Source organism: Streptococcus mitis (assembly GCF_009496205.1).
Taxonomy (GTDB): Bacteria; Bacillota; Bacilli; order Lactobacillales; family Streptococcaceae; genus Streptococcus; species Streptococcus mitis_BN.
Map to the genome: position 1 here is coordinate 1 of NZ_WIJO01000004.1, position 26,091 is coordinate 26,091.

Consider the following 26,091-nt stretch of genomic DNA (forward strand, 5'->3'; position numbering starts at 1 on the left):
AGATGTAATCTGAGAGGGAAGCGTCAAGTGAGAATTGACATGGGATTGGTACTTATGGCCAATAACCTCCTCAAATACAATAAGAGAACGACTCAAAATTAAAAAGCTAGAGTTCCGCAATTGGAAATCTCTAGCTTTTTTGTGGTCGAGAACTATTTTGTCTCAGGCCCTTTTTTACTTACCAGCGTAATATTTTTGAATTCCTTTCACGATACCTGTTACAAGCTTATCTTGATAGTGGCTATCTCGAATCTGTTGATTTTCAGCGAAATTATCCATATAACCTAGCTCTAGGAGGACGGCTGGTTTAGCAGTTTCTCGAAGAACGGCAAAGCTACTTTCCAATAAACCAGCATCTTTAGCACCAGTTTCAGCTAACAATGAAGAATGGATAGCGGCTGCAAGACGCTTGCTTTCGCTCATACGGTCAGGATGGTTATGCCAGTATGGGTTGATTTTGCTTGGATAGTTATGTTCATCACTATAGGAATAGGTTTGAATACCACTAGATTTTGAGTATGCATTACCAGTCGCATTGAAGTGAATACTAATAAAGATGTCAGAGTTAGTCTTGTTAACCATACGAGAACGTTCTGTAATAAAATCTACGTCAATATCACTATCACGTGAAGTGAGAACTTTGTAGCCAAGTTCTTCTAATTTTTTGCGTAATTTACGATACACCTGCATGTTGAGGTCTTTTTCAGCGACATTGTAATAGTATGCACCTGAGTCTCTTCCCCCATGTCCAGGATCTAAAAAGATGGTTTTACTGTATTGGCCTTTTACAACCCCCTCAGGAACTTCACTAACCCATCTACCATCATTTTTAAAGATATGATCTTTTCCAGATATTTTATAAATATTAGTGACATATTGTCCGTTTTCTTTTAGATAATACCAAGAATTATAGTACTTATCAAAAATCCACTCACTTTTAGCCATATAACCACCAGATTTGAGATAGTAAGTTCCAATCCATTCTCGGTTTGCAAATGTTCCATTCTCTTTTAGGTAGAACCAGCTATTGTAGGTCTTATCAAAAACCCATTCTTTTTCAGCCATGGCACCACTTGATTTTAGATAATAATTACCTTGCCATTGGTTACTGAACATAATACCTGTTTTGTCAAAATAGTACCAAATACCATTAATTTTTTCCCATTTATTCTGAGAAATTTTTCCAGAGGATGTTGCATAGTACCAATTTTGGTCGATTTTTGCCCAGCCGTTTGTGGCCATTGCTCCATTATTTGTCAGCAAGTAGCTGTTAATAGTTGTATTACTAAGCATGATCCCATCTTTGTCGAAGTAATACCAAGAATCAGCAATTTTTTCCCATTTATTTTGAGAAATTTTTCCAGAAGAATTAGCGAAGTACCACTTTCCATGGATGAAGTTCCAACCGTTCTCAGCCATTACTCCATCTTTATTGAATACATAACCATCAAAGGTTGTATTGCTTAGTCGATTTCCATCTTTGTTGAAGTAGTACCACTTTCCTTGGATTTTTTTCCAGTTGGTAACAGGTTTATTGTGTTCGTAAAAGCGCCAGTTATTATTTTCTTCTTGCCAACCTTCTTTGATTTTTTCAACTTTTGTTTCTTCTTTTTTTACTTCAGACTTCTTCTCTTCTGTAGCAGGAGTTTTTTTCTCTATTTTTTCTTCTTTATCGTCAATTTTAGAAGAATTGTCTGGTTTTTCGACCTTCTCTTTCGGTTTTTCTTGGTTTTCGATTTTTGAAGTACTTGAATGAGGAATTGTTACATTTTCTCGTACTGACTCTGCTTTATTTTCTTGAGCCTGGACAGTTGCTTGAGTGAACCCTAAAATAGATAGGACAACTGTACTCGCAAGTATAATCTTTTTCATTTTTGTCTCCATATATCTCAATACTATTCTCAACTATCAAACTGGACTTCTTCTAGGAGATAGTCGATAAAGCGTTCGCCCATCTTAGATAGGCTGGTTTTTTCATGTTGGATATAGACCAGCTCAATTGGGTCATCAATGTCCAGTGGGATAGAAACAATATTGTCTCCATTGAGGTTGCTGTTCAAAATACCTGTCGCAATAGTATAACCATCCAAACCAATCAAGAGATTAAAGAGGGTTGCACGGTCGCTGACTACGATAGATTTTTTGTGGTATTCCTGCGAGAGAATCTCTTCTGAAAAGTAGAAGGAGTTATGAGTTCCTTGGTCATAGCTGAGGTAAGGGAAGTTTTCTAAATCAGATAGTTTGACCTTGTCTTTCTTTGCCAGAGGATTGGTCTTGCTGACAAAGATATGCGGTTGGGCGGTAAAGAGATGATGAGCCAGCAGGTGGTTGTCATCCAGCATTTTGGTTAAAACATCACGGTTGTAGCTGTTAAAAAATAGGACACCGACTTCACTACGGAAGTTCTTGACGTCGTCGATAATCTCCCAAGTACGAGTTTCACGAAGGAAGAGCTCGTATTTCTCCATATCACTTTTCTTGAGCAGAGAGACAAAGGCATTGACCACAAAGGCATAATGCTGGGAGGAAACGCTAAAGAGTTCGCGGTGGGCGACAGGATTTTTATAGCGTTCCTCCAAAAGCTGGGTCTGCTCGACAACCTGACGGGCATAAGAGAGAAACTCCATCCCATCACGGGTCAAGGTGATGCCCTTGGGATTGCGGATAAAGATTTCAATGCCCATTTCATTCTCCAAATCTCTTACTGCGTTGGAAAGACTAGGTTGAGTGATAAAGAGTTGCTTGGCTGCCTCATTCATGGAGCCAGTTTCGACGATTTTGATAATATAGTGTAATTGTTGAATTCTCATGTTTTTATTGTACCACACTTGCGTCAGAATCGCCAAAGATGATAGGAAAATCAGGGGCATTGTGTGAGTCTCTTCTTGAAAAAAACACAAAATTTTGCTAGAATGAGTCTTATGAAAACATTCTATGATGTGCAGCAATTCCTCAAACGATTTGGTATTATTGTTTACATGGGAAAACGCTTATATGATATTGAACTGATGAAGTTGGAACTCTCTCGGATTTACGATGCAGGGTTGATGGACAAATTAGACTATCTAGAGGCAGAAGCGGTTCTACGCAGAGAGCACAAGGTAGAATTGGATTATATTGAGAAAAATGGAGAAAAGAACTAATGGTTACTTGGATTTTGTGGGCACTTATACTGGCAATGTTGGCATGGATGGGCTTTAACTATCTTCGTATTCGCCGTGCGGCTAAAATTGTAGACAATGAGGAGTTTGAAGCCTTGATTCGTACGGGTCAATTGATTGATTTGCGTGATCCAGCAGAATTCCACAGAAAACATATTCTTGGGGCTCGCAATATTCCTTCAAGTCAGTTGAAAACTAGTCTTGCAGCCCTTCGTAAGGACAAACCTGTCCTTCTTTACGAAAACCAACGTGCGCAACGAGTTACAAATGCAGCTCTTTACTTGAAAAAACAAGGTTTTTCTGAGATTTATATCCTTTCTTATGGTTTGGATTCTTGGAAAGGGAAAGTGAAGACTAGCTAACCTTATTTCCAAATTAGTCGAATGATAGGATGAAGCTATTGTTTTATAGTATAATTAATTTGTATAAAATTTAAGGAGTTCTTAGAACATGAAAGAAAAGAAGAAAAATCCACTTTTTGTGGGTATTTTGTCGATTATTCTTGGTTTGTTATTTCCAATTGTAGGCCTGATTTTGGGGATCATAGGATTGGTCTTGGCTTTTTCATACCAAAAAGAATCTGGACTAGACTATAAAACAGAAAAAATTATAGCTATTGTAGGGATTGTAGTTTCCGTAATTAATTGGGTTTTAGGATTGATTCTTTTTATGAATTAACTAGTGTAAAACAAAAAAAGCTTTATTTGAAAGCTTTTTTGTTTTATCCACTTTTCTCTAAGTAGTTTTTTATGATTTTCAATTCCTCTTGGTTCAAGGGACGGTATTGACCTTCTGCTAGTTCTGGGTCTAATGTAAACTCACCGAACTGAACTCGTTTGAGGGAGGTTACCTTGACACCAACTGAGAGGAACATTTTTTTAACCTGATGAAATTTCCCCTCTGAAATGGTAATAGAGGCTTGACTGTGGGAAGGACTTGCAGATAGAATTTCTAGGCTTGCAGGTTTACAGATAGTACCATCTAAAAAGACAATTCCTTTTTGAAAGGCTTGGATATGGTCAGGTGTTAGAAGTCCATTAACCTCAACTTGATAAGTCTTATCGACATGATATTGGGGATGGAGGAGCTGAAAGCCCAAGGGACCGTTGTCAGTCAAGAGAAGGAGTCCCGTCGTATCTCGGTCCAGTCGGCCGACGGCATAGAGCTTGTCAGACTGGATGTCAGGTGACAGCAGGTCCATGACGGTTTGGAGTTCCTTGTCTTTGTTGGCTGTAACGACACCAGTAGGCTTATGAAGCATAAGATAGGTGTGCTCATAACCTCGAATGATTCGGTCCTGAAAAAGGAGTTCTTGTAGTCCTGTATCGATATTTTGGGCTAGGGAGCGGGCTGGGCAACCATCAACTAAAATTTCTCCTTTTAGTAAGGCTTGTTTCATGGCCTTTCGACTGATTTTTTCTTGGGCTAATAAATTATCTAAACGCATACTGTGCCTATCTTATCATAAGTCTCTTACTTTGAAAAGTCTTGACAGGAAAAGAAAAGCTTCGTGAAAACATTTACACTTGCTTGAATTATGTTATTTACCTGAAATTATGGTATAATCGTTCAGTTAGAAAATAAATTTTGAATATTATAGAGGAAATCATGACAAAATTAAGAGAAGATATCCGTAACATTGCGATTATCGCCCACGTTGACCACGGTAAAACAACCCTCGTTGACGAATTATTGAAACAATCAGAAACGCTTGATGCACGTACTGAATTGGCTGAGCGTGCTATGGACTCAAACGATATCGAAAAAGAGCGTGGAATTACCATCCTTGCTAAAAATACAGCCGTTGCCTACAACGGAACTCGTATCAACATCATGGACACACCAGGACACGCGGACTTCGGTGGAGAAGTTGAGCGTATCATGAAAATGGTTGACGGTGTTGTCTTAGTCGTAGATGCCTACGAAGGAACAATGCCACAGACTCGTTTCGTATTGAAAAAAGCCTTGGAACAAGACCTTGTCCCAATCGTGGTTGTTAACAAAATCGATAAACCATCAGCTCGCCCAGCAGAAGTAGTGGACGAAGTCTTGGAACTTTTCATCGAGCTTGGTGCAGATGACGACCAGCTTGACTTCCCAGTGGTGTATGCTTCAGCGATCAACGGAACTTCTTCATTGTCAGATGACCCAGCTGACCAAGAAGCTACTATGGCACCAATCTTTGACACGATTATCGACCACATCCCAGCTCCAGTAGATAACTCAGATGAGCCTTTACAGTTCCAAGTATCACTTTTGGACTACAACGACTTTGTTGGACGTATCGGTATCGGTCGTGTCTTCCGTGGTACTGTTAAGGTTGGGGACCAAGTTACCCTTTCTAAACTTGACGGCACAACTAAAAACTTCCGTGTTACCAAACTCTTCGGTTTCTTTGGTTTGGAACGTCGTGAAATCCAAGAAGCCAAAGCAGGTGATTTGATTGCCGTTTCTGGTATGGAAGATATCTTTGTCGGTGAAACTATCACTCCGACAGATGCAGTTGAAGCTCTTCCAATCCTACACATCGATGAGCCAACTCTTCAAATGACTTTCTTGGTTAACAACTCACCATTTGCTGGTAAAGAAGGTAAATGGGTAACTTCTCGTAAGGTAGAAGAACGCCTGCAGGCAGAATTGCAAACAGACGTTTCCCTTCGTGTTGACCCAACTGATTCACCAGATAAATGGACTGTTTCAGGACGTGGAGAATTGCACTTGTCAATCCTTATCGAAACAATGCGTCGTGAAGGCTATGAACTTCAAGTATCTCGTCCAGAGGTTATCGTAAAAGAAATCGATGGAGTTAAATGTGAACCATTTGAACGTGTTCAAATCGACACTCCAGAAGAATATCAAGGGTCTGTTATCCAAAGCCTTTCTGAACGTAAGGGTGAAATGTTGGATATGATTTCAACTGGTAATGGTCAAACTCGTTTGGTCTTCCTTGTTCCAGCGCGTGGTTTGATCGGATACTCAACTGAGTTCTTGTCAATGACTCGTGGTTACGGTATCATGAACCATACCTTTGACCAATACTTGCCATTGATTCCAGGTGAAATCGGTGGACGTCACCGTGGTGCCCTTGTTTCTATCGATGCTGGTAAGGCTACAACTTACTCAATTATGTCTATCGAAGAACGTGGTACAATCTTTGTTAACCCAGGTACTGAGGTTTACGAAGGAATGATCATCGGTGAAAACTCTCGTGAAAACGACTTGACAGTTAACATCACTAAGGCTAAACAAATGACCAACGTCCGTTCAGCTACTAAGGACCAAACAGCTGTTATCAAGACACCTCGTATTTTGACACTTGAAGAGTCTCTTGAGTTCTTGAACGACGATGAGTACATGGAAGTAACGCCTGAGTCTATCCGTTTGCGTAAACAAATCCTTAACAAGGCAGAACGTGAGAAAGCTAACAAGAAGAAAAAATCAGCTGAATAAGAGCTAGAAAGAGATAGAGATGGTTTATTTAATCATAGGAATCCTCTTATTACTACTCTATGTATTTGCGACACCACAAAGCATTAAAGGGACAGTAAATATCGTCCTTGTCGTCTTTGCTTTCGTAGCACTTTTGATTTTGCTTATGCTGTCTGTCCTGCAAATCTTTCAGCTACCGACAGAATTCTTCATCGCAGTCGCCATGCTCTTCTTAGCATACTTTAGCTTGCGAGATATTACCCTCATGTCGGTCCATAAAAGTAAAAGAAGATAAAAAGAGAGTTTCGGCTCTCTTTTTGCTTGTTAGAATGCTGAATCTGAGCATTTTCATTTAGAATTATTTCCATAAAAATGGTAAAATAGTAAGAGTAGAAATGGGGTTCGAGACATGAAAGTAATAGATCAATTTAAAAATAAGAAAGTCCTTGTTTTAGGTTTGGCTAAGTCTGGTGAATCTGCAGCTCGTTTGTTGGATAAACTAGGTGCTATTGTGACAGTAAATGACGGGAAACCATTCGAGGACAATCCAGCTGCGCAAAGTTTGTTGGAAGAAGGGATCAAGGTTATCACAGGTGGCCATCCTTTGGAACTCTTGGATGAAGATTTTGCCCTTATGGTGAAAAATCCAGGTATTCCATACAGTAATCCCATGATTGAAAAGGCTTTGGCCAAGGGGATTCCAGTCTTGACTGAGGTGGAATTGGCTTACTTGATTTCAGAAGCACCAATTATTGGTATCACAGGTTCAAATGGAAAAACAACCACAACGACCATGATTGGGGAAGTTTTGACTGCTGCTGGGCAACATGGTCTTTTATCAGGAAATATCGGCTATCCAGCTAGTCAAGTGGCCCAAACTGCGTCAGATAAGGACACTCTTGTCATGGAACTTTCTTCTTTCCAACTCATGGGTGTGCAAGAATTTCATCCAGAGATTGCGGTTATTACCAACCTCATGCCAACTCATATCGATTACCATGGTTCTTTTGAGGAATATGTAGCAGCCAAGTGGAATATCCAGAACAAGATGACAGTGGCTGATTTCCTTGTCTTGAACTTTAACCAAGACTTGGCAAAAGAATTGGCTACTAAAACACAAGCTACAGTTGTACCATTCTCAACACAGGAAAAGGTTGATGGAGCTTATTTGGAAGATGGTCAGCTCTACTTCCGTGGGGAAGTGGTCATGGCAGCGAATGAAATCGGAGTTCCAGGTAGCCACAATGTGGAAAATGCCCTTGCGACGATTGCTGTAGCCAAGCTTCGTGGTGTGGACAACCAAACCATCAAAGAAACTCTTTCAGCCTTTGGTGGTGTCAAACACCGTCTCCAATTTGTGGATGAAATCAAGGGTGTCAAATTCTATAATGATAGCAAGTCAACCAATATCTTGGCTACTCAAAAAGCCTTGTCAGGATTTGACAACAGCAAGGTCATCTTGATTGCAGGTGGTTTGGACCGTGGCAATGAGTTTGACGAATTGGTACCAGACATTACTGGACTCAAGAAGATGGTCATCCTCGGTCAATCTGCTGAGCGTGTCAAACGGGCAGCAGACAAGGCTGGTGTCGCTTATGTGGATGCGACTGATATTGCAGATGCGACCCGCAAGGCTTACGATCTTGCTACTCAAGGAGATGTGGTTCTGCTCAGTCCTGCCAATGCCAGCTGGGATATGTATGCTAACTTTGAAGTACGTGGCGACCTCTTTATCGACACAGTAGCGGAGTTAAAGGAATAATATGAAAAAAATTGTCTTTACAGGTGGGGGGACGGTTGGACACGTTACCCTCAATCTTTTGTTAATGCCCAAGTTCATCGAAGATGGCTGGGAAGTCCACTATATCGGAGACAAGCGTGGTATCGAACACCAAGAAATCCTTAAGTCAGGTCTAGATGTCACCTTCCATTCTATTGCGACTGGAAAATTGCGTCGTTATTTCTCTTGGCAAAATATGCTGGACGTCTTTAAAGTTGGTTGGGGAATTGTCCAATCTCTCTTTATCATGTTGCGACTTCGTCCACAAGCACTTTTTTCAAAGGGAGGCTTTGTCTCTGTGCCACCTGTTATCGCTGCGCGTGTTTCAGGAGTGCCTGTCTTTATTCACGAATCTGACTTGTCCATGGGCTTGGCCAATAAAATCGCCTATAAATTTGCGACGAAGATGTATTCAACCTTTGAGCAAGCTTCAAGTTTGTCTAAGGTCGAGCATGTGGGAGCAGTGACAAAGGTTTCAGACCAAAATACTCTAGAACCAGATGAATTGGTGGATATTCAAACCCACTTTAATCCAAAATTGCCAACAGTATTGTTTGTTGGCGGTTCAGCAGGTGCTCGTGTATTTAACCAATTGGTGACAGACCATAAGAAAGAGCTGACAGAACGCTACAATATTATCAATCTAACAGGAGATTCTAGCCTGAACGAGTTGAGCCAAAATCTTTTTCGTGTTGATTATGTGACCAATCTCTATCAACCTTTGATGGAATTGGCTGATATTGTTGTGACACGTGGTGGTGCCAATACGATTTTTGAGCTCTTGGCCATGGCAAAATTACATGTCATTGTGCCACTTGGTCGTGAGGCTAGTCGTGGTGACCAGATTGAAAATGCGGCTTACTTTGTTAAGAAAGGCTATGCAGAAGAGCTTCAAGAAAGCGATTTGACCTTGGATAGTTTGGAAGAGAAGCTTTCTCACTTACTAAGCCACAAGGAAGAATACCAATCTAAGATGAAGGCTTCTAAGGAATTGAAATCTCTAGCAGATTTTTATGAATTATTGAAAAAAGATTTATCATAAGGAAAGTAAATGTCAAAAGATAAGAAAAATGAGGGCAAAGAAATCCTCGAAGAATTTAAAGAGTTATCAGAATGGCAGAAACGAAACCAAGAATACCTAAAAAAGAAGGCTGAAGAAGAGGCAGCCCTAGCTGAGGAGAAGGAAAAGGAAAGACAAGCTCGAATGGCTTCAAAATCTGAAAATTCAGATGCAACCGAGGACCAAGAGAGTGAATCTGATCCAAAAGACCCAAAATCAGCTAAGGAAGATGCTGAAGAAAAAGTAGAAGAGTCAGAAGACGTCAAAAAAGAAGTAGTCAAAGAAGAATCAAAGTCTAAAAAGACAGAGAAAGAGGATAAACGGGATAAAAAGGCAGAGAAAAAGCCTGTTAAGGAAAAACCGGTCAAACCGAAAATTCCAGGAGTTCATATCTGGCGGGCTATCTCGATTTTGTTTCTCAGTCTGATTTTATTGGTTGTCTCTGCTTATTTGCTTAGTCCTTATGCGACCATGAAGGATATTCATGTTGAGGGAACAGTGCAAACCACAGATGATGATATTCGACAGGCTTCAGGCATTCAGGATTCGGATTATACGATTAACCTTCTGCTAGACAAGGCAAAATATGAAGAGCAGATCAAGTCTAACTATTGGGTTGAATCAGCTCAGCTTGCCTATCAATTTCCAACTAAGTTTACTATTAAGGTTAAGGAATACGATATTGTTGCCTACTATGTTTCTGGTGAAAATCATTATCCTATTCTTTCCAGTGGTCAGCTTGAAACCAGTTCTGTGAGCTTGGTCAGTCTGCCAGAAACTTATATATCAGTTCTCTTTAATGACAGCGAACAAATCAAGACCTTTACCTCAGAACTTGCTCAAATTAGTCCAGAACTCAAGGCGGCTATCCAAAAGGTGGAACTAGCCCCAAGCAAGGTGACATCAGATCTAATTCGATTGACCATGAATGATTCGGACGAAGTTTTGGTTCCTCTATCTGAAATGAGTAAGAAACTGCCATATTACAGTAAGATTAAGCCACAATTGTCAGAACCGAGTGTGATTGACATGGAAGCTGGAATTTACAGCTATACTGTGGCGGATAAATTAATTATGGAGGCAGAGGAAAAAGCCAAACAAGAGGCCAAGGAAGCTGAGAAGAAACAGAAAGAGGAAGAGAAGAAAAGGCTGGAGGAACAGCAGAAAAAATTGGAAGAAGAGAAGAAAAAATTGGAGGAAGAGAGCAATCGAAACCAAACAAGTCAGCGTTCATCGCGTCGCTAGGTTTAGCTTTTCTCCTATAACTCTTTAGTTGCCATGTTTTTACTTGACAAGTGCTAGTAGAAATAATAGAATAATAGAAAACCTTTAAAGCAGTCCAGAGAGGCAGCTAAGGTTAGACGGTGAAAGGGTGGAGACTACCTATTTTTCGTGGAACCTTGCTGTTGGCAGGTTCCTTTTTTCGTGGCTTCTTGTGGCCAGACTCTCTCACTAGCAAAGGTAAAAGGAGAAACCTATGCGAGAACATCGTCCAGTCATTGCTCTTGATTTTCCTAGTTTTGAGGCAGTCAAGGAATTCTTAGCTCTTTTTCCAGCAGAAGAAAGCCTTTATCTCAAGGTAGGGATGGAGCTCTATTACGCAACAGGGCCTGAGATTGTGTCCTACTTAAAAGATCAGGGTCATAGTGTCTTTTTGGATCTCAAGCTGCATGATATTCCTAATACAGTTAAATCAGCTATGAAGATCCTGTCTCAGCTTGGTGTAGATATGACCAATGTTCATGCGGCTGGTGGTGTAGAGATGATGAAAGCTGCGCGTGAAGGTCTTGGAAGTCAAGCCAAATTGATTGCAGTGACTCAGCTGACATCAACATCAGAAGCTCAGATGCAGGATTTTCAAAACATCCAAACCAGCCTGCAGGAGTCAGTGATTCATTATGCCAAGAAGACGGCTGAAGCGGGATTAGATGGTGTTGTTTGCTCGGCTCAGGAAGTGCAACTCATCAAGCAGGCCACCAATCCAGATTTTATCTGTCTGACACCGGGCATTCGTCCAGCAGGTGCTGCAGTTGGAGACCAAAAACGCGTGATGACACCTGCTGATGCCTATCAAATCGGTAGTGACTATATCGTAGTGGGACGTCCCATTACCCAAGCTGAGAATCCTGTTGCAGCTTATCATGCCATCAAGGATGAATGGACACAGGACTGGAATTAAAGAACTAGATTAGAAAAACAAAAGGAGAAGACCATGACACTTGCTAAAGATATCGCTAGCCACCTCTTGAAAATTCAAGCAGTTTACCTCAAACCAGAGGAGCCTTTCACTTGGGCATCTGGTATCAGGTCACCGATTTACACTGATAATCGTGTGACACTAGCCTATCCAGAAACTCGTACCTTAATTGAAAATGGCTTTGTGGAAGCTATTAAAGAAGCCTTTCCAGAGGTAGAAGTCATTGCAGGAACTGCAACAGCAGGGATTCCACACGGAGCTATCATTGCTGACAAGATGAATCTGCCATTTGCCTACATCCGTAGCAAACCAAAAGACCACGGTGCTGGTAATCAAATCGAAGGTCGCGTAGCTCAGGGTCAAAAAATGGTAGTGGTGGAAGATCTTATTTCAACAGGTGGTTCTGTTCTTGAAGCAGTAGCAGCAGCCAAACGAGAAGGAGCAGATGTGCTTGGAGTAGTAGCGATTTTCAGTTACCAATTGCCAAAAGCAGATAAGAACTTCTCAGATGCAGGTGTCAAACTTGTGACGCTTTCTAACTACAGTGAACTCATTCACCTAGCCCAAGAAGAAGGCTATATCACGCCAGAAGGACTCGACCTTCTAAAACGCTTTAAAGAAGACCAAGAAAATTGGCAAGAAGGTTAGGTCAGTAAGATAAAGAGAGACGAGTCTGGGACAAAAATCTAACTTAAACATAAAAAACGAACAAAAATGAGTTATCTAACAATTAGAATTCTGTTTTGTTCGTTTTTTTGTATAATCTATCGCTTTTTAAAATTTATAATAAAGAATTTCTAAAATTAAAATCTTTTTGTCCCGGACTCTTTTAACCATTTTATTTAAGATATTTAAAATATGACAATATTTTAAATAAAATAATTGACAGCGCTTTCTTTTGCTGATATAATGAAAATATAATATGTATCAAATTGATCAATCAACTATCTTGTTTATCACTTTTTAGGAGGACGATGTCATGAAAAGAAGAAAAATATATTCCCTTTTTTGCGTAGTTACAATTGCAGCTAGTTTGTTTCTCCCTACAGTCTTAGCTAGACAGGTTGGAGATTATGATTTAACGTTGCCGCGTTTTCATTCGGATACAACTAGTGCGCTTGAGAAAGAAAACGCCTCTGCTGGAATTAATAATAATTACAGCACTGGTGGCGGTAAAACGTTAAATACCTCTATTCGTAGCGCCTATAGTGGGGCAGATATCACTACAGTATATCAATTGAGTTCTGGCTCTAGGATTGTCATGTACTATGATGGAGGTGGTGATAATTATATTGGTTCTGATACTAGATTAGCTATGGCGCCACAGTTTGGAAATCATGTAAGAATTCATACTTCAGGTTCTTGGAGTCCAGATTCTTATTAACTTACTTGTCAGAGTAAGTCTTAAAGATGGTTGATTGTGGGTGTAGCATGAAAAAAGAATGCTACACCCTATTCTTATTATAAGGAGGAGTTGGGATGGAATTTTTTATTTGTAATCTTGTACGAGTCGTTAAATCACCTCGGTTTTATATGTCTTTATTTTTGACCCTTCTTTGCATGGGTTTAGGAAATTTCCTTGCTTTCAATGGTATTTATAAAATTGAAGGTTTATCGATTTTTTTTGCCGCTTCTTCTATTAGAGGATTTTCACCGATTAGCCTAGTAGCTGCACTTATCTGTACACTGCCCTATTCTAGTCAGATAATAGAGGATGCTGAGAGTCATTTTCTAACAGCACAATTGTGTCGAATTTCTAAAAAGAAGTATCTGGCTATTGTGGGTAGTACTGTAATTATTTCTTCTTTTCTAGTCTTTTTTCTCCCCTATTTATTATTATTAGGAATTAATCTTTTAGTGACTCCTTATCAGGAAATTTATATTGGAGACTATAGTGGTGCCTTAAAAGAATTATTTGATTCTAATCAGTTTCTCTATAGTCTTGTAACGACTCTCTGGTATGGAGTTTGGGGCGCTGTGTTCTCTATTTTTGGACTAGCTAGTGCTTTGCTAGTGAAGAAAAAATTAGGAGCTATTTTCATCCCAGTTGCCTATATGATGGTTGGGGGTATTTTTTGGGGTATTTTAGAGCTATCTTACTTAGAACCTGTGACAACATTAGCTTTGGGATATCAGAAAGATATCAGTCTTTCCTTAGTTAGTGGGCATCTTGCTTTTATTTTATTTGTTAGTTGTTTGGTTGTTTATGGTACATTTTTTCTACATTCAGAGGACTACGTATAATGAAACAATTTGTTCAATTTTACAAAAAAGATTTTTTATCAGTATTGGTTTATTTTATATTACTGCTATCCTGTATTTTATCTAGTACAGTATATTTACTGCGATGTCGCCAATATTCAATCCATCCAAATGTATTAGAATGGCTCTTAGTCTTACTTCAAGATATTACAACTGGAGTATATTGCTTTCCGTTCACATATATATTATTCTTTTTTCATTTGATGAATAACTATTTTAATAGGTTGGAGTGCCGCATTCGTCTGAAATCAATTAAGCACTTTACCAGTTTTAGTTTCAAATTAGCAGCTCTTAGTACGGGGATTTGGACGGCGACTTTATTTTTATTGATTTTTCTAATTGCATTTAGTAATGGTTTTAGCTTTTCTTTGGAGATAAAGGAGGTTGATTTTTTAAGAGAATTTTATGGTATAAGTATTGCAAACAATGCTAGTTTCTTTATAGGATTTTTTTTCTCTTATATAGCATACTATTTCTTTTTATCCTTACTTACTATTAGCAGTTTTTCTTGGTTTAAAAAATCAAACATGAGCTTAGTATTTCTGTTTACTTTTTTATTTGTAGAATCCTTATTCTGGATTTATCAGTTGAACAATGGGATAATTGGATTATTGCCAATTTTTCAGTATATGGTAAATTCCAATCCGTATGCTTTGATTTATTGGCTTACATTACTATCTATCATAATTCCATTGACTGTATTTTCTGTTCATAGAAACTGGAGGAGAGTGTAAAAGTTGGAAATGGGAAAGTTAAGTAGTCACATGTGGAGGTTGAATCAGATAATCTATACCAAGTACTTTTGGGGTTATGTTCTTTTTTGGATATTGATTTGTTTAGGATTATGGTATTGGTTAGAAGGAAATGATAGACTTGTTATAGAAATTTTAAAAGGGCCTAATCTGAGTCAAAACTCTTTTTTAGTCTTATCTATATGGTTGCTTCATTGGTTTATTATTCATACATTTTTTCTAGCAGTTGTATATCGTAGAAGAGCATCCGATTTCTTTATGGAAGTGATTCGATTTTCTTCTATTAAGCTCTGGATTAGGTATCAGATTTGGACCTGTTTTCTTTATGGACTCGTTTTAATCATGGTAAAAGTTCTAGTGATTCAATTTATGTTACAGTTACCAAACTGGGATATAGGAGTTTTGTTTATAGTTGATTTTTTGAATGTTTGTGTGCTATCCTTGCTTTGCTTTACGTTATACATACTAGGAGCGAATGAGCAAATGAACTTTTCTTGTGTTAGCTTCTTTTTACTCATGATTGTGTTTGGCAGTTTGTTTGTGGGGAGTCGAACCAATTATCTATTTTATATTCTGAATAGAGGAAATGGAGATATAGGACGAGATCTATTTCTTCAGTTGCTATTTTTAGTCTTTCTTTTTAAAAGCATTTTCTATTTCACTCGTCAAAAGAGGAGGTTTATAGAATGAATGAAATAATTACATTAAAAAATATTCAGTTGGAATTAAAAAAAACATGTGTTTTTCAAAACCTTAATTTTAGTTGTAAACAGGGGGAAATTATAGGAATTACTGGTGCGAATGGCTCAGGGAAAAGTGTATTGTTTAAATTAATAGCTGGTTTATATAGTCCGTCTTATGGAGAAGTGTTAATCAATGGGGAAAATATTGTTCCTGAGAGAAAAATTCCAGCTAATTTAGGAGCTTTGATTGAAGAACCTGGTTTTATAAATTATTATAGTGGCTTTAAGAATTTACAATATTTGGCAAGCATACGAGGAGTAGTTGGTAATCAGGAAATCAATGATACACTGAAAATAGTTGGTCTATATGAGCAAAAAGACCAGAAAGTTAAAACTTATTCGCTAGGTATGAGGAAAAAGCTAGGGATTGCTCAAGCAATTATGGAGAATCCCTCTATTCTTTTACTAGATGAACCTATGAATGCCTTGGATAAATCAAGTGTAGAAAATATGAGAACATTGTTTAGAAAGCTCTCTAGTGAAAAAGGAACAACAATTTTGATTGCTAGTCATAGTGAAGAGGATATTCGTATCTTATGTGATAAAGTATATTCAATAGAAGATAAAGTATGTACACTGTGTTCAGATTGAACATCTTAGATAGACTCAGAATGTTATAGGTAAAATCTTAAAAAGGGATTGGAGCTTAAACTCCAGTCCCTTTTAAGAGTTAATGACTAATCAACTTTTCCACCTTCAACAACTAGGTCATCTGCTTTAGCAGCGTCACCGTAGGTTGGGTGAAGTGTTTTTTCATAGGCCTTGTGGAAGAAGTTTTCCTTACCTAATTTTTCAATATCTTTATTGATGAAGTCTAGCAATTCTTGGTTGCCTTTTTGAACTGCTGCTGCGATGGTATCTGGATCACCGAGGGAAGTAATTCCTACTTCAAATCCTTTATTTTCAAGCGCCCAAGCTAGGACTTCCGTATTGTCAGTAGAGAAGGCATCTCCACGTCCGTCAAGAAGAGCTTGGTAAGAGTCACTGTATTGGTCGTATTTTTGGAGTTTGATTTCTGGATGATTCTTTTCAAAATAAGTCTCAGCAGTCGTTCCTTTTGTGACAATCAAGGTTTTACCTTCAAGTTGTTTGACGTCTGTAATGAGACCAGTCTTAGGTGATACGACTCCAAGTGAAACTTTCATGTATGGAAGGGCAAAATCAACTTGTTTCTTGCGTTCGTCAGTTACTGTAAAATTGGCAAGGGTAATATCCACCTTGTTTGAAATCAAGTATTCCGCACGGTTGGCAGCGTCGACTGAAACGTATTTAACATTGACACCAAGGTCTTGGGCCAGTTGGTTCCCAAGTTCAATATCGTAACCTTGGTAAGAACCGTCATTGTCAACGTAACCAAACGGTTTTTTATCTCCAAACACGGCGACTCGTAGCTCACCGCTTTTTTTGATTTCATCGATTGTGCGAGCCTTGGCAGTGGTTTTACCAGATGACGAACCAGCATTTCCACCTGAGCTACAAGCAGTGACAAAGATAAGGGCAAAGGCAAGTGCCAAAACAGTTAAGAGTGGTTTGAGTAGTTTCATAAAAATCTCCTTTATAGATATGAGCCAAATTGGCTAAAGTCAAAGACATTTAAAAATTCCTGAGCTCGTTTGGTCTGTGGATTGGTAAAGAAGGCTTGAGCAGTTCCTTCTTCAGCGATTTTCCCTTGGTCGAGGAAGATAATGCGGTCCGCAATAGCTTGGGCAAACTGCATTTCGTGAGTTACTAGAATCATGGTACGGCCTTCTTGAGCCAAGTCATTGATGAGTTCCAGAACCTCACGCACCATTTCTGGATCCAGCGAAGCAGTCACTTCGTCAAAGAGGATAATTTCTGGATGCATGAGGAGGGCACGGACAATTGCAACCCGTTGCTTCTGTCCACCAGATAATTGACGCGCAAAGCTATGTTGTTTATCTAGCAAACCGACACGGTCTAGTAATTGCAAAGCTTCCTCTGTCACTTCTTTCTTGTCCCTTCCCTGAGCCTTGATAGGGCCTAGGATAAGGTTTTGTAGGACATCCAGATGGGGAAAAAGTTCATAACTTTGAAAGACCATGCCAATCTTTTGACGAACTAGGTGAAAATCTTTTTTATTTTCAACGATAGACTGACCATCCAGAAGAATATCTCCACCTTGAATACTTTCTAAGCCATTGAGGCAACGAAGGAGGGTACTTTTCCCACAACCGGATGGTCCTAGGATGACCACAACTTCTCCTTTTTTGATTTGTAGGGATAGACCTTGGAGGATGGGATTGTCTCCGAAGGATTTTTTTAGTTCCTTGATTTCTAAAATAGTTTCAGACATTTAGTTCCTCCAATGTTTTTCTAAGTGAGTGGATAGTTTGGAAATAGGGAAACAGACTGCGAAATACAAGACTAGAATGGTTCCATAAATCCAGAAGGAAGCAGTTGGGATGGTCAGGCGATTGCTATCAATGATTTGTTGTCCAACTTTGGTAACCTCTACAACTCCAATCAATACGACTAAGGAAGTGGTTTTGATCATCCGAGTGATAAGGTTAATGGCCTGCGGTAGCAGTCTTCTCAAAACCTGTGGGATGATAATGTGGTAGTAAAGTTGAACATTGGTCAAGCCGAGCGCCTGTCCACTTTCAAACTGATGCTTAGGGAGGGAAGTGATGGCTCCACGGACCAAGTCCCCCATTTCAGCTGTTCCCCAGAGGGTAAAAACGATAATAGCTGAAGTCTCACCTGAGATATTAATATTAAAGTTTCGAGCCAAGCCGAAATAAACGATGAAGAGTAGCACCAGCTGGGGCATGATACGGATAAATTCCAGATACAATCGTGTCAAAAATCGTACGATTCTAGAATGGGAGGTCATGATGATTCCCATGACTGTTCCGAATATCATGGATAAGAGGACAGACAGGATGGATATCCCAATCGTAACGCCCAATCCCTGTAAGATTCTCAAGAGATTATTTCCCTGAAAAAGTACTTGGATTCCCGAATCCTGCATGGCGGAGCCTCCTTTCTATCCAGCTAAAGACCAGTGAGATGGGTAGCAACATGATAAGGTAAGCACCTACCAACATAGCCAGCGCAATGTCTGTTTCATAGTAGAGCCCAATCAAATCTTTGGCGACGTACATGAGGTCGGCCAAAGCTACTGCTGAGAAAACAGAGGTTTCCTTGATGAGGAAAATGACATTGGCACTAAAAGACGGTAGGGCCACCGCTGTTGCTTGCGGAAGAACCACATAGCGAAAGACCTGTAGAGGTGTCAGACCGATTGCTAATCCAATCTCCTGCTGGGTTTGACTGACGGATTCCAGCCCACTTCGGAAAGATTCTGCCATATAGGAGCCTCCTAAAAAGACCAGTCCTAAAGTGGCACAGACTTCTGAAGATAGGACAATCCCGATTCGGGGAAGACCGAAGTAGAGAAAGAAGAGTTGAATCAAAAGGGGCGTATTACGTGACAATTCAATATAGGCTGTCGCTACTTGCGCTAAAATAGGGATTCGATAATGTCGGATGATACTAACGATTAAACCGAGCAGAAAGGATCCCAAAATTCCCCAAACTGCAATATGCAAGGTCAGAAAGAATGCCTTTTGATATAGTGGTAGATATTGTTCAACAATGGACCAATCCAAAAATAGAACCTCCCATCTAGAAATAATACAGTTATTGTAGCACTTAAAATCTTCTTTGGATAATATCTATTTTTTATTGCCGTTATAAGGATTTTTTATCATAGACATAAAATTTCTGAAATTTCCAAACAAAATATTTGAAAAGTTTTGAAAAAAGAGTTAAGATATTTTTGTAATATACAAAGTAAACGCTTACTTATTAAGGAGGGCATTTTATGTCATACAAAACAAGCAATGCAGAAGGTCATGTAGATTTCATTAATACCTATGATTTGGAGCCAATGGCGCAACAAGTTATCCCTAAAGCAGCATTTGGCTATATCGCTAGTGGGGCGGAAGATACTTTCACTTTGCGTGAGAATATTCGTGCCTTTAACCACAAACTCATCGTTCCTCATACGCTCTGCGATGTTGAAAATCCAAGTACAGAGATTGAATTTGCAGGTGAAAAATTGTCTTCACCAATCATTTTGGCACCTGTTGCGGCTCATAAATTGGCAAATGAACAGGGTGAAGTGGCGACTGCGCGTGGTGTGCATGAGTTTGGTTCTCTTTATACAACCAGCTCTTACTCTACTGTCGACCTTCCAGAAATTACGGAAGCCCTTCAAGGGACACCTCATTGGTTCCAATTTTACTTTAGTAAGGATGACGGTATCAACCGCCACATCATGGACCGTGTGAAGGCTGAAGGGTATAAAGCGATTGTCTTGACGGCAGATGCTACTGTAGGGGGCAATCGTGAAGTAGATAAGCGTAATGGTTTTGTCTTCCCAGTTGGCATGCCTATTGTTGAAGAATACCTGCCAGAAGGTGCTGGTAAATCAATGGATTTTGTTTACAAATCAGCTAAACAACGCTTGTCTCCACGCGACGTAGAATTTATCGCTGAATACTCAGGACTGCCTGTTTATGTCAAAGGGCCACAATGCCGTGAGGACGTTGAACGTTCGCTTGCTGCGGGAGCTTCTGGTATCTGGGTAACCAACCACGGTGGCCGTCAAATTGATGGTGGGCCAGCAGCTTTTGACTCGCTTCAAGAAGTAGCAGAAGCAGTTGATAAACGTGTTCCAATCGTCTTTGATTCTGGCATTCGTCGTGGACAACATGTCTTTAAAGCCTTGGCTTCTGGAGCAGACTTAGTAGCCATTGGACGCCCAGTTATTTATGGTCTGGCTCTTGGTGGTAGTGTTGGTGTACGTCAAGTCTTTGAACACTTGAATGCGGAATTGAAGACAGTCATGCAATTGTCTGGGACTCAGACCATTGAAGATGTCAAACACTTTAAACTACGTCACAATCCATATAACCCAAGCTTCCCAGTTGATTCTCGTGACTTAAAATTGTATTGATAAAACAGATTTCCTCCACTAAGTGTGGAGGTTTTTCTTTGTGTATAGGAAAAATAAATCGCTAGAAAATCTATATAAATATATTTTTCAATCAAATATCTTGCTAGGGCTTTCATTTTTTGCTATACTGGTCCAGTAATTAAATAATAAAGACATTTGGGGTGCTTTAAGCTGAGATGATACCCATTGAACCTGATACAGTTAAGACTGGCGAAGGGAAATGTGAAACGTTTTTTCGTATGGCGAAATGAACGATCGAATCTTGTAAGCTAAACTCTAATTCTTGATTGTAATTGGAGTTTTTTTGTTTATATAAGCTGGATGAAGGTGATACAAAGCATTTAGGTAGCTCTTCTTGAACGCCCTTGATTTTCTTTAAAAAGGTCAAGTAAAACTAGGATTTTCTTGATGTTTTGTCGATTACGAACGAGTAAAGAGAGGAAAAGTAAATATGGAAACACAAGACTATGCATTTGAGCCAGGTTTGATTGTTGGAGAATTATTAAAAAGCAGTCAGAAGGATTGGCAGGATGCAATCAATCATCGTTTTGTTCAGGAACTTTTTGTGGGGACAATTGAGAATAAGGTCTTAAAAGAATACCTGATTCAAGATTATCACTTCTTTGATGCCTTCTTATCCATGCTGGGTGCTTGCGTAGCCCACGCAGACCAGCTTGAATCCAAGCTTCGTTTTGCCAAGCAACTAGGCTTTCTTGAAGCAGATGAAGACGGTTATTTCCAAAAGGCTTTTAAAGAGTTAAAAGTATCTGAGAATGATTATCAGGAAGTGACTTTGCATCCTGTAACAAAAGCCTTTCAGGAGCTTATGTATTCTGCTGTGTCATCATCAGACTATGCCCATCTTTTGGTCATGCTGGTCATTGCAGAAGGGCTCTATCTAGACTGGGGTTCTAAAGATTTGGCTCTACCTGAAGCCTATATTCATTCGGAATGGATCAATCTCCACAGAGGTCCTTTCTTTGCAGAGTGGGTTCAATTTCTGGTTGACGAACTCAATCGTTTCGGGAAAGGTCGAGAAGATTTGACAGAACTTCAGGAACGCTGGAATCAAGCAGTTGCCTTAGAATTAGCCTTTTTTGATATTGGCTATGACGCCTAGTGAAGGTTTAGGATATTTACAAATTTGATGAGGTAAATTATTCAATGTAAATAAAAAAATTTCTTAACGAAAGATAGAGATAAATCGAAATCAGTAGATCGTATAAAGTGAAAAGGAAGGATTTCAATATGACAAGTTTAAAATTATTAAAAGAAAAAGCACCATTAGTCATTTGTATAACCAATGATGTAGTAAAAAATTTCACAGCAAATGGATTAGTAGCATTGGGTGCCTCACCAGCCATGAGTGAGTTTCCTGCAGATTTAGAGGATTTGTTAAAGTATGCTGGAGGTTTATTAATAAACATAGGAACATTGACAGATGAAAATTGGAAATTATACCAAGCTGCTTTGAAAATTGCAGAGAAATATAATGTCCCAGCAGTTTTAGATCCTGTAGCCTGTGGAGCAGGAGAATATAGAAAAAAAGTAGCAGATGATCTAATTAACAATTACAAACTAGCAGCGATTAGAGGAAATGCTGGCGAGATTGCCTCTTTAGTAGGAATAAATGTGGAATCTAAAGGAGTAGATAGTGCGGGTGTAGATAATATTGACGAAATTGCTCTAGCAGCAAATGAGAAGTTCAATATTCCAATTGTAGTAACAGGTGAAGTGGATGCTATTGCGGTAAATGGAGAAGTGGTAACTATTCATAATGGTAGTGCCATGATGCCAAAAGTTATTGGGACAGGATGCTTATTAGGTGCTGTAGTAGCAAGCTTTATCGGACTTGAAAAAGGTCAAGAATTGAAATCATTAGAAACAGCAATGTTGGTTTACAATATCGCTGGAGAAATGGCAGAAAAACGTCCAAATGGACATCTTCCTGGAACATTTAAAGTTGAATTTATAAATGCCTTATACGAGATTACAGATGAAGATGTAAAGAAATTCAAAAGAGTGAAGTAAGATGTTTCAAAAAGAATTACTAAAACTATATTTTATTTGTGGAACGACTACTTGCCAAGGAAAAGATCTATATACGGTCGTTGAGGAAGCCTTAAAAGGTGGTATAACCTTATTTCAATTCCGTGAAAAAGGGGAGGGAGCCTTAGAAGGTAAAGAAAAAGTCGAATTAGCAATTAAACTACAGGATCTTTGTAAAAAATACAATGTTCTGTTTATTGTTAATGATGATATTGATTTGGCAATGGAAATTGACGCTGATGGCGTACATGTAGGACAAGATGACCTTGGAGTTGATGAAATTAGAAAATTGATGCCAGATAAAATAATTGGTCTTTCTATAAAAAACGAGGAAGAATTTCAACAATCAAAAGTTGAATATGTAGATTATGTTGGTGTTGGTCCTGTATTTGATACCCAGTCAAAGGACGATGCTGGTGGTGCTATAGGTTATGAAGGTCTTAAATTGATGAGAAAACTATTGCCACAAATGCCCTTAGTTGCAATTGGTGGGATACAGACGCAACATATTAAAGACATTATGAAGACCAATGTTGATGGTGTTTCAATCATTTCAGCAATATCGTATGCAAAAAATATAGAAAAAACTGTTCGAGAAATGAGTGAACAATAGCTATCAATTTTTCCTTGGATTTTGAGGGAGTAGGATTTTCTTTTTTCTAAAAAGCTATGTCCAGATTCAGCTCAAATGGCTAATCTATCAAACAAGACATTTGTTTTTTGCAAACGAAAGATCTGCTGTCTTTGTGAGTGCAAGGCTGTATTTCCAGTTCAATTTCTTGAACTAGAAAAAATCGTTTGTTATAATATTTATATAATTAAATAATAAAGACATTTGGGGTGCTTTAGGCTGAGATGATACCCATTGAACCTGATACAGTTAAGACTGGCGAAGGGAAATGTGAAATGTTTTTTTCGTATGTCGAAAGAACTATCTAATCTTGTAAGCTGAACTCTAATTCCTATCTGTAATTAGAGTTTTTTCTTTTACGAAACTGGATGAAGATGATGCAAAGCATTTAGGTAGGTCTCCTTGAATGCCCCACTTTTCTTTAAAAAGGAGTTTTTTATGTTGAAAAAATGGCAATTAAAAGATGTTATCTTACTTGCTTTCTTGTCTATCTTTTTTGGTGGCGTTTTTGTGGGATCCGGCTATCTCTTTGATATCCTCACTCTGATTTTAGCCCCTCTTGGTTTGCAGGCCTTTGCCAATGAAATCCTCTTTGGTCTCTGGTGTATGGCTGCGCCCATTGCGGCCATCTTTGTTCCAAGAGTGGGAAGCGCAACGATTGGAGAAGTGCTAGCTGCGCTTGCTGAAGTCCTTTATGGTAGCCAATTCGGTCTAGGTGCCCTTTTGTCTGGCTTGGTTCAAGGTTTGGGAAGTGAACTTGGTTTTATCGTAACCAAGAATCGCTATGAAAGTTGGCTCTCTCTAACTGCCAATAGTATTGGAATTACGCTTGTTAGCTTTGTCTATGAATACATTAAGTTAGGTTACTACGCCTTCTCCCTTCCTTTTGTCCTTTCCTTGCTTGTAGTACGTTTTATTTCCGTCTTTTTCTTCTGTACCATCTTGGTTCGTGCTATTGTCAAACTCTATCATCAGTTTGCAGCTGGAGGCAAGGCATAGATGGGTCTGGAACTACGAGCGATTCAGTCCCCAATCTTCTCTGAGCCACTTGATTTTACTTTTCATGCGCAAGCCTTTACCTTGTTAGTTGGAAGCAGCGGTTCAGGAAAATCTAGTCTCTTTCAAATGATTGCCCAAGTCAGTTCTCTTCCCTATAGCGGTCAAGTCCTGATAAATGGGAGGGAGGTCAGTCAACTTTCTATTATCGAACGTGTCCAGACGGTTGGTATTCTCTTTCAAAATCCCAATCATCAATTTACCATGGAGAACTTGTTTGAGGAGCTGGTTTTTACCTTGGAAAATATTGGGCATCCCGTTCAGGAAATTGCTTCTAAAATAGCAGAGGTTGTCCAGCAATGTCGCTGCAAGGCTATCTTGCACCGTCCCATCCATCACTTATCAGGTGGAGAAAAGCAAAAGGCTGCACTGGCAGTTCTCTTTGCTATGAATCCTAGGGTCTATCTCTTGGATGAGCCCTTCTCTTCCATTGACCGCAAGAGTAGGATAGAGATATTGGAGATTCTAAAAGAGTTGGTCTCTGATGGGAAGACAGTTATTTTGTGCGACCATGATTTAACGGACTATGAAGCCTATATCGACCATATGGTGGAGCTAAGAGATGGTCAACTAAGGGAAGTATTTAAAATCCCTACCTCTGAGACGACACAGGTTGCTTCAAAGGAAGTTGCTTCTAGTCCAGAACTATTCCATATGGATGGAACGACTTGTGAGCTGGATAAGCGCCCCCTCTTTTCGATTGCGGATTTCACATTCTATAAAGGAATTTCCTGTATTTTGGGTGATAATGGTGTCGGGAAATCAACCCTCTTTCGGTCTATTCTTCAATTTCAAAAGTATAAAGGACGAATTACTTGGAGGGGGACAGTCCTGAAAAAGAAAAAGAGTTTGTATCGTGACCTGACGGGTGTTGTTCAGGAAGCTGAGAAACAGTTTATCCGAGTCAGTCTGCGAGAGGAACTTCAATTAGATGGACCTGATTCTGAAAGAAATCAGCGCATTTTCCAAGCTTTACGATATTTTGATCTGGAGCAGGCTCTTGATAAGAGTCCCTATCAACTAAGTGGTGGTCAGCAAAAGATTCTTCAGCTCTTGACCATCTTGACCAGCAAGGCTTCTGTGATTTTACTAGATGAACCTTTTGCAGGTTTGGATGATAGAGCTTGCCATTATTTTTGCAAGTGGATTGTGGAGGACAGAAATCAGGGAAGAAGTTTTCTGATCATTAGCCATCGTTTAGATCCCTTGATCTCTGTGGTTGATTATTGGATTGAGATGACTAGTCAGGGTCTCAGTCATGTGAAAGCAGTGACAATTACCAAACCACTCACATCTCAGAGTAGCAATACCCAAGGGGAGGTGAAGTAGTATGGTCAAAGTAGCAACCCAGACACCGATTATCAGTCTCTTCTTGCTGATTTTATCCTTGGAAACATCTTTCATTCCTTCGATTACTCTGAATCTTTCGGTAGTCGCATTTTGTATTCTCTTTATGCTCTATTACCGTCGATTTAAAGTATTGGCTTGGATGATTCTGCTCGCCATTTTGCCATCCTTTGCCAACTACTGGGCAGTTCAGTTACATGGAGATGCTTCGCAGGCAGTCGTGCTTGGAACGAGGGCCTTTGTGACAGTTTGTATCGGTCTTGTCTTTGTTTCCTCTATTTCCCTAAAAGAGCTTCTCTTGTACTTGGCTCAAAAGGGGTTATCACGCTCTTGGGCCTATGCCTTGATTGTGGTATTCAATTCCTTTCCCCTTATCCAGCAAGAAATCAAGTCCCTCAAGGAAGCTTGCTTATTACGCGGTCAAGAACTTCATTTTTGGTCTCCCTTGATTTATAGCAAGGTTCTGATGACAGTCTTTAGGTGGCGCCATCTTTACCTGAGAGCCCTGTCGGCGCATGGATATGACGAGCATGCACAGGTGGAGAATAGCTATCGGACTTTTTATATTCCTCAAAGGACAATATTCATCTACTTGCTGTTCTTTTTATTACTTCAAACTAGTCTATTTTTATAAAGGAGT

At 39.4% G+C, this 26,091-nt stretch carries 29 protein-coding genes and 2 riboswitches; of the genes, 22 read left to right on the forward strand and 7 right to left on the reverse strand.

Features of this window, described 5'->3' with window-relative positions:
• Nucleotides 1-174: 174 nt before the first annotated feature.
• Both GEZ85_RS01140 and GEZ85_RS01145 read right to left on the reverse strand, forming a co-directional pair.
• Entirely contained in the window at nucleotides 175-1,872 is a 1,698-nt protein-coding gene (locus tag GEZ85_RS01140; protein WP_153209012.1) for an N-acetylmuramoyl-L-alanine amidase, read from the reverse strand.
• Between the two features lie 29 nt (nucleotides 1,873-1,901).
• Nucleotides 1,902-2,810: a LysR family transcriptional regulator gene (locus GEZ85_RS01145; protein ID WP_001222582.1), complete on the reverse strand. Its 909-nt coding sequence runs from the start codon at nucleotides 2,808-2,810 to the stop codon at nucleotides 1,902-1,904.
• Nucleotides 2,811-2,873: 63 nt separating this feature from the next.
• Here GEZ85_RS01145 and GEZ85_RS01150 point away from each other — a divergent pair, with 63 nt between their 5' ends.
• The 3 genes from GEZ85_RS01150 (at nucleotide 2,874) to GEZ85_RS01160 (ending at nucleotide 3,839) form a co-directional block, all read left to right on the forward strand.
• The gene (locus GEZ85_RS01150) at nucleotides 2,874-3,143 is read left to right on the forward strand and encodes a YqgQ family protein (protein WP_000051787.1); all 270 of its coding nucleotides are present in this window, start codon (nucleotides 2,874-2,876) and stop codon (nucleotides 3,141-3,143) included.
• Entirely contained in the window at nucleotides 3,143-3,523 is a 381-nt protein-coding gene (locus tag GEZ85_RS01155) for a rhodanese-like domain-containing protein (protein WP_000259256.1), read from the forward strand. Before GEZ85_RS01150 ends, GEZ85_RS01155 begins: the two co-directional genes overlap by 1 nt.
• 88 nt (nucleotides 3,524-3,611) lie before the next feature.
• Complete coding sequence (locus tag GEZ85_RS01160; RefSeq protein WP_153209014.1) at nucleotides 3,612-3,839, forward strand: hypothetical protein; 228 nt, start codon at nucleotides 3,612-3,614, stop codon at nucleotides 3,837-3,839.
• A gap of 43 nt (nucleotides 3,840-3,882) precedes the next feature.
• Here GEZ85_RS01160 and GEZ85_RS01165 read toward each other — a convergent pair whose 3' ends face one another.
• Nucleotides 3,883-4,608 (reverse strand): 16S rRNA pseudouridine(516) synthase, encoded by a 726-nt coding sequence (locus tag GEZ85_RS01165; RefSeq protein WP_153209016.1) that lies wholly within the window; start codon nucleotides 4,606-4,608, stop codon nucleotides 3,883-3,885.
• A gap of 161 nt (nucleotides 4,609-4,769) precedes the next feature.
• Here GEZ85_RS01165 and typA point away from each other — a divergent pair, with 161 nt between their 5' ends.
• From typA to GEZ85_RS01225, 12 genes are all read left to right on the forward strand, one after another.
• Nucleotides 4,770-6,611, forward strand: a complete 1,842-nt coding sequence (typA, locus tag GEZ85_RS01170) for a translational GTPase TypA (RefSeq protein WP_000164111.1) — start codon at nucleotides 4,770-4,772, stop codon at nucleotides 6,609-6,611.
• Nucleotides 6,612-6,630: 19 nt separating this feature from the next.
• Entirely contained in the window at nucleotides 6,631-6,885 is a 255-nt protein-coding gene (locus GEZ85_RS01175; protein WP_000262669.1) for a DUF3165 family protein, read from the forward strand.
• A gap of 114 nt (nucleotides 6,886-6,999) precedes the next feature.
• Nucleotides 7,000-8,352, forward strand: a complete 1,353-nt coding sequence (gene murD, locus GEZ85_RS01180; RefSeq protein WP_153209018.1) for a UDP-N-acetylmuramoyl-L-alanine--D-glutamate ligase — start codon at nucleotides 7,000-7,002, stop codon at nucleotides 8,350-8,352.
• A 1-nt stretch (nucleotide 8,353) separates the two neighbouring features.
• Nucleotides 8,354-9,412 carry a UDP-N-acetylglucosamine--N-acetylmuramyl-(pentapeptide) pyrophosphoryl-undecaprenol N-acetylglucosamine transferase gene (locus tag GEZ85_RS01185; RefSeq protein WP_153209020.1) on the forward strand — a complete coding sequence of 353 codons (1,059 nt, stop codon included), beginning with the start codon at nucleotides 8,354-8,356 and terminating at the stop codon, nucleotides 9,410-9,412.
• Between the two features lie 9 nt (nucleotides 9,413-9,421).
• Nucleotides 9,422-10,675 (forward strand): cell division protein FtsQ/DivIB, encoded by a 1,254-nt coding sequence (locus GEZ85_RS01190; RefSeq protein ID WP_153209022.1) that lies wholly within the window; start codon nucleotides 9,422-9,424, stop codon nucleotides 10,673-10,675.
• 232 nt (nucleotides 10,676-10,907) lie between these two features.
• Nucleotides 10,908-11,609, forward strand: coding sequence for an orotidine-5'-phosphate decarboxylase (gene pyrF / locus GEZ85_RS01195; protein ID WP_153209024.1), 702 nt, complete (start codon nucleotides 10,908-10,910; stop codon nucleotides 11,607-11,609).
• Between the two features lie 33 nt (nucleotides 11,610-11,642).
• Nucleotides 11,643-12,275 (forward strand): orotate phosphoribosyltransferase, encoded by a 633-nt coding sequence (gene pyrE, locus GEZ85_RS01200; protein WP_153209026.1) that lies wholly within the window; start codon nucleotides 11,643-11,645, stop codon nucleotides 12,273-12,275.
• 331 nt (nucleotides 12,276-12,606) lie between these two features.
• Nucleotides 12,607-13,011: a hypothetical protein gene (locus tag GEZ85_RS01205; RefSeq protein WP_153209027.1), complete on the forward strand. Its 405-nt coding sequence runs from the start codon at nucleotides 12,607-12,609 to the stop codon at nucleotides 13,009-13,011.
• 95 nt (nucleotides 13,012-13,106) lie between these two features.
• Nucleotides 13,107-13,871, forward strand: a complete 765-nt coding sequence (locus tag GEZ85_RS01210; RefSeq protein WP_153209029.1) for a hypothetical protein — start codon at nucleotides 13,107-13,109, stop codon at nucleotides 13,869-13,871.
• Nucleotides 13,871-14,623, forward strand: coding sequence for a hypothetical protein (locus GEZ85_RS01215; protein WP_033682780.1), 753 nt, complete (start codon nucleotides 13,871-13,873; stop codon nucleotides 14,621-14,623). The genes GEZ85_RS01210 and GEZ85_RS01215 overlap by 1 nt, the downstream gene beginning before the upstream one ends.
• Nucleotides 14,624-14,632: 9 nt before the next feature.
• On the forward strand, nucleotides 14,633-15,331 hold the full coding sequence (locus GEZ85_RS01220) for a hypothetical protein (RefSeq protein ID WP_194251497.1): 699 nt from the start codon (nucleotides 14,633-14,635) through the stop codon (nucleotides 15,329-15,331).
• Complete coding sequence (locus tag GEZ85_RS01225) at nucleotides 15,328-15,975, forward strand: ABC transporter ATP-binding protein (protein ID WP_001002574.1); 648 nt, start codon at nucleotides 15,328-15,330, stop codon at nucleotides 15,973-15,975. Before GEZ85_RS01220 ends, GEZ85_RS01225 begins: the two co-directional genes overlap by 4 nt.
• An 86-nt stretch (nucleotides 15,976-16,061) precedes the next feature.
• Here GEZ85_RS01225 and GEZ85_RS01230 read toward each other — a convergent pair whose 3' ends face one another.
• Genes GEZ85_RS01230 through GEZ85_RS01245 form a run of 4 tightly spaced genes read right to left on the reverse strand, consistent with a single transcriptional unit; the run spans nucleotide 16,062 to nucleotide 19,016 of the window.
• Complete coding sequence (locus GEZ85_RS01230; protein ID WP_153209033.1) at nucleotides 16,062-16,928, reverse strand: cysteine ABC transporter substrate-binding protein; 867 nt, start codon at nucleotides 16,926-16,928, stop codon at nucleotides 16,062-16,064.
• An 11-nt stretch (nucleotides 16,929-16,939) separates the two neighbouring features.
• Entirely contained in the window at nucleotides 16,940-17,698 is a 759-nt protein-coding gene (locus GEZ85_RS01235) for an amino acid ABC transporter ATP-binding protein (protein WP_153209035.1), read from the reverse strand.
• Nucleotides 17,699-18,376, reverse strand: a complete 678-nt coding sequence (locus tag GEZ85_RS01240; protein WP_153199551.1) for an amino acid ABC transporter permease — start codon at nucleotides 18,374-18,376, stop codon at nucleotides 17,699-17,701.
• On the reverse strand, nucleotides 18,336-19,016 hold the full coding sequence (locus tag GEZ85_RS01245) for an amino acid ABC transporter permease (RefSeq protein WP_153199553.1): 681 nt from the start codon (nucleotides 19,014-19,016) through the stop codon (nucleotides 18,336-18,338). Before GEZ85_RS01245 ends, GEZ85_RS01240 begins: the two co-directional genes overlap by 41 nt.
• Nucleotides 19,017-19,231: 215 nt before the next feature.
• Here GEZ85_RS01245 and lctO point away from each other — a divergent pair, with 215 nt between their 5' ends.
• From lctO to GEZ85_RS01280, 7 genes are all read left to right on the forward strand, one after another.
• Nucleotides 19,232-20,368 (forward strand): L-lactate oxidase, encoded by a 1,137-nt coding sequence (gene lctO / locus GEZ85_RS01250; protein ID WP_049492276.1) that lies wholly within the window; start codon nucleotides 19,232-19,234, stop codon nucleotides 20,366-20,368.
• 147 nt (nucleotides 20,369-20,515) lie between these two features.
• Nucleotides 20,516-20,604, forward strand: a riboswitch (TPP riboswitch).
• Between the two features lie 215 nt (nucleotides 20,605-20,819).
• A complete protein-coding gene (locus tag GEZ85_RS01255; RefSeq protein WP_049492273.1) occupies nucleotides 20,820-21,488 on the forward strand; it encodes a TenA family protein in 669 nt (222 codons plus the stop codon).
• Nucleotides 21,489-21,616: 128 nt separating this feature from the next.
• Nucleotides 21,617-22,399, forward strand: a complete 783-nt coding sequence (gene thiM / locus GEZ85_RS01260; RefSeq protein WP_153209037.1) for a hydroxyethylthiazole kinase — start codon at nucleotides 21,617-21,619, stop codon at nucleotides 22,397-22,399.
• Nucleotide 22,400: 1 nt separating this feature from the next.
• Nucleotides 22,401-23,030 (forward strand): thiamine phosphate synthase, encoded by a 630-nt coding sequence (gene thiE, locus GEZ85_RS01265; protein WP_049492265.1) that lies wholly within the window; start codon nucleotides 22,401-22,403, stop codon nucleotides 23,028-23,030.
• Between the two features lie 213 nt (nucleotides 23,031-23,243).
• Nucleotides 23,244-23,332, forward strand: a riboswitch (TPP riboswitch).
• Nucleotides 23,333-23,486: 154 nt separating this feature from the next.
• A complete protein-coding gene (locus tag GEZ85_RS01270) occupies nucleotides 23,487-24,047 on the forward strand; it encodes an ECF transporter S component (RefSeq protein WP_000915275.1) in 561 nt (186 codons plus the stop codon).
• Nucleotides 24,048-25,433 (forward strand): ATP-binding cassette domain-containing protein, encoded by a 1,386-nt coding sequence (locus GEZ85_RS01275; RefSeq protein ID WP_153209039.1) that lies wholly within the window; start codon nucleotides 24,048-24,050, stop codon nucleotides 25,431-25,433.
• A 1-nt stretch (nucleotide 25,434) separates the two neighbouring features.
• Nucleotides 25,435-26,085 (forward strand): energy-coupling factor transporter transmembrane component T, encoded by a 651-nt coding sequence (locus tag GEZ85_RS01280; RefSeq protein WP_153209041.1) that lies wholly within the window; start codon nucleotides 25,435-25,437, stop codon nucleotides 26,083-26,085.
• The last annotated feature ends 6 nt before the right edge of the window (nucleotides 26,086-26,091 follow it).

What these genes read in the sequence shown, in the direction of transcription:
- typA (WP_000164111.1), top strand. Translation starts at nt 4,770, where the DNA reads ATGACAAAATTAAGAGAAGATATCCGTAACATTGCGATTATCGCCCAC.
- GEZ85_RS01270 (WP_000915275.1), top strand. Translation starts at nt 23,487, where the DNA reads ATGTTGAAAAAATGGCAATTAAAAGATGTTATCTTACTTGCTTTCTTG.
- GEZ85_RS01175 (WP_000262669.1), top strand. Translation starts at nt 6,631, where the DNA reads ATGGTTTATTTAATCATAGGAATCCTCTTATTACTACTCTATGTATTT.
- GEZ85_RS01190 (WP_153209022.1), top strand. Translation starts at nt 9,422, where the DNA reads ATGTCAAAAGATAAGAAAAATGAGGGCAAAGAAATCCTCGAAGAATTT.
- GEZ85_RS01140 (WP_153209012.1), bottom strand. Translation starts at nt 1,872, where the DNA reads ATGAAAAAGATTATACTTGCGAGTACAGTTGTCCTATCTATTTTAGGG.
- GEZ85_RS01185 (WP_153209020.1), top strand. Translation starts at nt 8,354, where the DNA reads ATGAAAAAAATTGTCTTTACAGGTGGGGGGACGGTTGGACACGTTACC.
- GEZ85_RS01225 (WP_001002574.1), top strand. Translation starts at nt 15,328, where the DNA reads ATGAATGAAATAATTACATTAAAAAATATTCAGTTGGAATTAAAAAAA.
- GEZ85_RS01280 (WP_153209041.1), top strand. Translation starts at nt 25,435, where the DNA reads ATGGTCAAAGTAGCAACCCAGACACCGATTATCAGTCTCTTCTTGCTG.
- thiM (WP_153209037.1), top strand. Translation starts at nt 21,617, where the DNA reads ATGACAAGTTTAAAATTATTAAAAGAAAAAGCACCATTAGTCATTTGT.
- GEZ85_RS01255 (WP_049492273.1), top strand. Translation starts at nt 20,820, where the DNA reads ATGGAAACACAAGACTATGCATTTGAGCCAGGTTTGATTGTTGGAGAA.
- thiE (WP_049492265.1), top strand. Translation starts at nt 22,401, where the DNA reads ATGTTTCAAAAAGAATTACTAAAACTATATTTTATTTGTGGAACGACT.
- GEZ85_RS01230 (WP_153209033.1), bottom strand. Translation starts at nt 16,928, where the DNA reads ATGAAACTACTCAAACCACTCTTAACTGTTTTGGCACTTGCCTTTGCC.
- GEZ85_RS01155 (WP_000259256.1), top strand. Translation starts at nt 3,143, where the DNA reads ATGGTTACTTGGATTTTGTGGGCACTTATACTGGCAATGTTGGCATGG.
- pyrF (WP_153209024.1), top strand. Translation starts at nt 10,908, where the DNA reads ATGCGAGAACATCGTCCAGTCATTGCTCTTGATTTTCCTAGTTTTGAG.
- murD (WP_153209018.1), top strand. Translation starts at nt 7,000, where the DNA reads ATGAAAGTAATAGATCAATTTAAAAATAAGAAAGTCCTTGTTTTAGGT.
- GEZ85_RS01240 (WP_153199551.1), bottom strand. Translation starts at nt 18,376, where the DNA reads ATGCAGGATTCGGGAATCCAAGTACTTTTTCAGGGAAATAATCTCTTG.
- GEZ85_RS01220 (WP_194251497.1), top strand. Translation starts at nt 14,633, where the DNA reads ATGGGAAAGTTAAGTAGTCACATGTGGAGGTTGAATCAGATAATCTAT.
- lctO (WP_049492276.1), top strand. Translation starts at nt 19,232, where the DNA reads ATGTCATACAAAACAAGCAATGCAGAAGGTCATGTAGATTTCATTAAT.
- GEZ85_RS01165 (WP_153209016.1), bottom strand. Translation starts at nt 4,608, where the DNA reads ATGCGTTTAGATAATTTATTAGCCCAAGAAAAAATCAGTCGAAAGGCC.
- GEZ85_RS01275 (WP_153209039.1), top strand. Translation starts at nt 24,048, where the DNA reads ATGGGTCTGGAACTACGAGCGATTCAGTCCCCAATCTTCTCTGAGCCA.
- GEZ85_RS01235 (WP_153209035.1), bottom strand. Translation starts at nt 17,698, where the DNA reads ATGTCTGAAACTATTTTAGAAATCAAGGAACTAAAAAAATCCTTCGGA.
- GEZ85_RS01215 (WP_033682780.1), top strand. Translation starts at nt 13,871, where the DNA reads ATGAAACAATTTGTTCAATTTTACAAAAAAGATTTTTTATCAGTATTG.
- GEZ85_RS01145 (WP_001222582.1), bottom strand. Translation starts at nt 2,810, where the DNA reads ATGAGAATTCAACAATTACACTATATTATCAAAATCGTCGAAACTGGC.
- GEZ85_RS01205 (WP_153209027.1), top strand. Translation starts at nt 12,607, where the DNA reads ATGAAAAGAAGAAAAATATATTCCCTTTTTTGCGTAGTTACAATTGCA.
- GEZ85_RS01210 (WP_153209029.1), top strand. Translation starts at nt 13,107, where the DNA reads ATGGAATTTTTTATTTGTAATCTTGTACGAGTCGTTAAATCACCTCGG.
- GEZ85_RS01160 (WP_153209014.1), top strand. Translation starts at nt 3,612, where the DNA reads ATGAAAGAAAAGAAGAAAAATCCACTTTTTGTGGGTATTTTGTCGATT.
- pyrE (WP_153209026.1), top strand. Translation starts at nt 11,643, where the DNA reads ATGACACTTGCTAAAGATATCGCTAGCCACCTCTTGAAAATTCAAGCA.